6 protein-coding genes are annotated in these 3,465 nt (G+C 35.5%); 4 read left to right on the top strand and 2 right to left on the bottom strand.

All coding sequences use genetic code 11. The features are described from left to right. Window positions 1–112 precede the first annotated feature (112 nt). Both ssb and ACFIMG_RS08335 read left to right on the top strand, forming a co-directional pair. On the top strand, window positions 113–568 hold the full coding sequence (ssb, locus tag ACFIMG_RS08340; RefSeq protein ID WP_375679325.1) for a single-stranded DNA-binding protein: 456 nt from the start codon (window positions 113–115) through the stop codon (window positions 566–568). Window positions 569–578: 10 nt separating this feature from the next. Then, complete coding sequence (locus ACFIMG_RS08335; RefSeq protein ID WP_375679324.1) at window positions 579–1,121, top strand: hypothetical protein; 543 nt, start codon at window positions 579–581, stop codon at window positions 1,119–1,121. Window positions 1,122–1,123: 2 nt separating this feature from the next. Here ACFIMG_RS08335 and ACFIMG_RS08330 read toward each other — a convergent pair whose 3' ends face one another. After that, window positions 1,124–1,546, bottom strand: a complete 423-nt coding sequence (locus tag ACFIMG_RS08330; protein ID WP_375679323.1) for a type II toxin-antitoxin system HicB family antitoxin — start codon at window positions 1,544–1,546, stop codon at window positions 1,124–1,126. A 20-nt stretch (window positions 1,547–1,566) separates the two neighbouring features. Continuing rightward, window positions 1,567–1,749, bottom strand: coding sequence for a type II toxin-antitoxin system HicA family toxin (locus tag ACFIMG_RS08325; RefSeq protein WP_375679322.1), 183 nt, complete (start codon window positions 1,747–1,749; stop codon window positions 1,567–1,569). Between the two features lie 345 nt (window positions 1,750–2,094). Between ACFIMG_RS08325 and ACFIMG_RS08320 the strand changes: the two genes are divergently transcribed. Both ACFIMG_RS08320 and ACFIMG_RS08315 read left to right on the top strand, forming a co-directional pair. After that, on the top strand, window positions 2,095–2,415 hold the full coding sequence (locus ACFIMG_RS08320; RefSeq protein ID WP_375679326.1) for a hypothetical protein: 321 nt from the start codon (window positions 2,095–2,097) through the stop codon (window positions 2,413–2,415). Between the two features lie 3 nt (window positions 2,416–2,418). Beyond that, entirely contained in the window at window positions 2,419–3,003 is a 585-nt protein-coding gene (locus ACFIMG_RS08315; protein WP_375679321.1) for a hypothetical protein, read from the top strand. Window positions 3,004–3,465 lie beyond the last annotated feature (462 nt).

Below are 3,465 nucleotides of genomic sequence, written 5' to 3'. Positions count from 1 at the left end.
ATAATTTTATATGTTAAAAAACAATAATATCCTTTTGAAATAATTGAAAAAATAAGCAAATCATGATAAGATTTTCTATGTATTAAAGTACAAGTTTAAGGTAAGAAAAAACATGCTAAATAAAGTGACATTAATCGGGCGTTTAGGTGCTGATCCCGAAAGCAAAACAATGAATTCTGGAGCAGAAATAGTCAATTTTCGTATAGCGACTTCTGAGAGCTATACGGATAAAAATACTCATCAAAAAGTAGAGAAAACAGAATGGCATTCCGTGGTGATTTTTAATCCACATTTGGCAAAAATTGCACTTCAATATCTAAACAAAGGTTCAAAGGTTTACATAGAAGGAAAATTACAGACACGCAAATGGCAAGATAAAAATGGGCATGACCGTTACACAACAGAGATTGTCTTACCACAATTCAAAGGCGAATTATATTTACTTGATGCCAAAAAAGAGCAATCGGCATCCCCTACCCCTTCACCTATTACTTCTCAAAATTATGCTATCGCTTCAGGGGCTGCTGATCATAGTGCACTCATTAATAATGATAGCATACCATTCTGATTGAAAAAATATGTCAAAAAGAAAACAACGTACAAAACGCGGACGTCCTCGGATTAAAGGATGTATCAGAGAACCAAATGGACGCATCTCACGAGCAAAAACACCGCATGAACCCATGGATAAATTGGCAATTGAAATGCGTGCCAAACACTTTGACTTGACCATAGAAGAGGCTAAAAATCCACTTTCCAGTACCTATATCGGGCGACTTTATTTGCAAGGCGAAATCAATCAAGACCAATATGATGCTGCACAAAAATATCTTGAAGTGAAAAACAATTACCTCTGTGCAAAAGCCTTACCAAATGCAATTTATGATGACTTTACTCCATCTTTAAATGAAGAGGCAAAAAAACAATGGATTGAAAAAACTACTCATTACTATGAAGCAATGAAAGAGGTGCTAAAAGAAGCACAATGCCTTTATAGACAGCATAATCTTTATGCCGCACTACAATACATTGTTGTAGAAGAGCAATCGTTACCATATCTTGTTAGCTCTTTGCGTATTGTTCTTAATGCGCTTCATAAGCATTTTACACAAAACCGCTAAATTCAAGCAGCATTTTGAATATTAATAGAGATCTCTTTTCCAAGAGCAATGAGAGTAGATTCTAAGGCATCTAATTTGGTTGCGTGGTTTAAATCCAACAATCGGTCAATTTGTATTGGATGAAGTTTTAAAAGACGTACGAGATCAGCTTTGCGTAAGTTTTTTTCAATCATAGCGTTATGTATTGCAATTTTTAAAGTCACCAATGAAGATACTTCAACAAAAGGATAGGCAATATCACGATGTCCAAAGGGAATAGATTCACGATCTTGAAAACGCCCCATAATGACTGTTAAAAGTGCATTTTTAGCCTGTTCCAAAGCTTCTTTTTCATCGTTACCATAGGTAATAAATTCCTGAAAGTCTTTAGAGACGACTAGAAGAGTATCATTGTCATCTTTGATAAATTTGATTGCATATTTCATTTACACCTCCATATTCAGGCTTATTTTAGGTCAAGATCTTTAAGAATCTTCTGGACTAATCCTGTTCCTAATTCTTTTCGCGTACCATGCATAGGTAAAACGGACTTTTTAGCACCACGCTTTACAAGCAAATGCCCTCCCTTCCCTGAAGTAAAACTGCAACCATGCTTTATAAGATATCTTTTCAATTCTTGACTATTCATTATAATAATATAACATCTAAAATGTTTCCATGCAACATAAATGTTGTATTGAAGGAAAATAAAGGACATCTTTTAAAACACCATATTTAGGTAAAAAAAATAAAAAAACACAAGATCATGATTTTTTTGTTGACATAGTGTAAAAAATCGTATTTAATGACGACACGGCACTGGTCGTATTGTGTCTAAAATTCAAAAATATCCTCAAAAATTCAGTAAAATGTGAACTTGAAACGTGGCTAGAAAGCCCCGTTTTCTCGGTAATTCTGGTTAATCAATTTTTCACAGAATAAAAATCAATATTTGACTAATGATGTCATTAATTATGACTCAAAAGGAGCAATGATGAAAGCTGTCATCACTAAGCCAATGTGTGTTGTTGGAGACAATAAAAGCACTGTTCGCTTTGAACCATCAACACCCAATAATCCATTTGTTGAAATTTCTAATCAAGTCTACGCACGTCTCAAGCGCGCTAATGCTGCAAAACTTTTTGTTGAAGTCAAGACAACAGCAAAACCTGACAAGACGGTTGAACAAATTAAACAGATAGAACCAGAAGCCGTACAAACATCATCTGAACCAGTGACAGAGAAAACCTCACTCGAAAAACCAAAAGCACCTAAAACTTCCAAGTCATCAACACCTACCCCCAAAAAGGCTTAGAAGTTGAAATTAATTATCCACCAAAAATGGTATCTTCAACAGGTAAAAGATACCTTCACAAACCTTCAAGCACCACGCCTTAATTGGGCTCTGCGTAATGCTCTAAACACTGCAGCAAAACAAGTTGAACGCTTTACTGAAAAGCAAGTTGCAGACATCTCATCAGCCCAAATAAAGCGTATCAAAAGAGGCGTTTATATTAAAGAAAAGGCAACAGCAAGATTTCTTGAGACAGATATCATTGGTTCTGGAACACCGATACCTCTTAAATTTTTTAAAGCAAACGAAACAAAACGCGGCGTAACTTACACACTGTTTGGAAAGAAAGAAATCTTACCCCATGCTTTTATCAAGGGAGGCAGTTTTCCAAAGCGTGTTGAATTAAAAAAGCTGAATGGGAATGTATTTCAAAGAGCCGATGGAGATCAATTCCCCATTGCAAAACAAAAAGGACCCTCAATTGCTGGGGTAATGTCCAAGCCAGAGATTGCAAGTACTATTGTAAAAAAAGCCAATGAAAGATTAATTGCCAACATACAGTACCAACTTGCTCGTCAAGAATATGCTGCCAATAAGAAAGCTAAATAATGTTCTTAAGCTATGTCAACACGCTACTCACTTTAATTGTAATTTTTAAAGCAGATTATCATTTGCGCTTTGGTTTTTTCCAGAAAAAATACAATAAAATCAATGCAAAAGGTACTTCCCAGCAGGTTGGGTCTGTTGCGGGGCGGACGAGCGCGAACTATCGCTAGCGACAGAATTTTCAAATCGACTGTACATTGTACATATAACACATTGATAAATAACAAATTTAATGTGTACACTGTACAGTATGTGAAACTTTTTCTTAGCAAGAAGTAATTTTTGCCACTTGACAATGTAGCAACAATATGAATAATCGAATCAGGTGCCTAAGAAACACCTTAAACACATAGCGGATAGATTGCCGAAACAATCTTTTCACCGCCAATTAAAAACTTTGACTCGTTGTATGCTACAAGCATATAATGATATTGTCGGGTGTGGTTATGCTATACAATACCCTTT

Origin of the sequence: Bartonella sp. AP11XZML, assembly GCF_042196445.1 — a bacterium.
Taxonomy (GTDB): domain Bacteria; phylum Pseudomonadota; class Alphaproteobacteria; order Rhizobiales; family Rhizobiaceae; genus Bartonella.
This window is presented reverse-complemented; position numbering and strand designations above follow the sequence as displayed.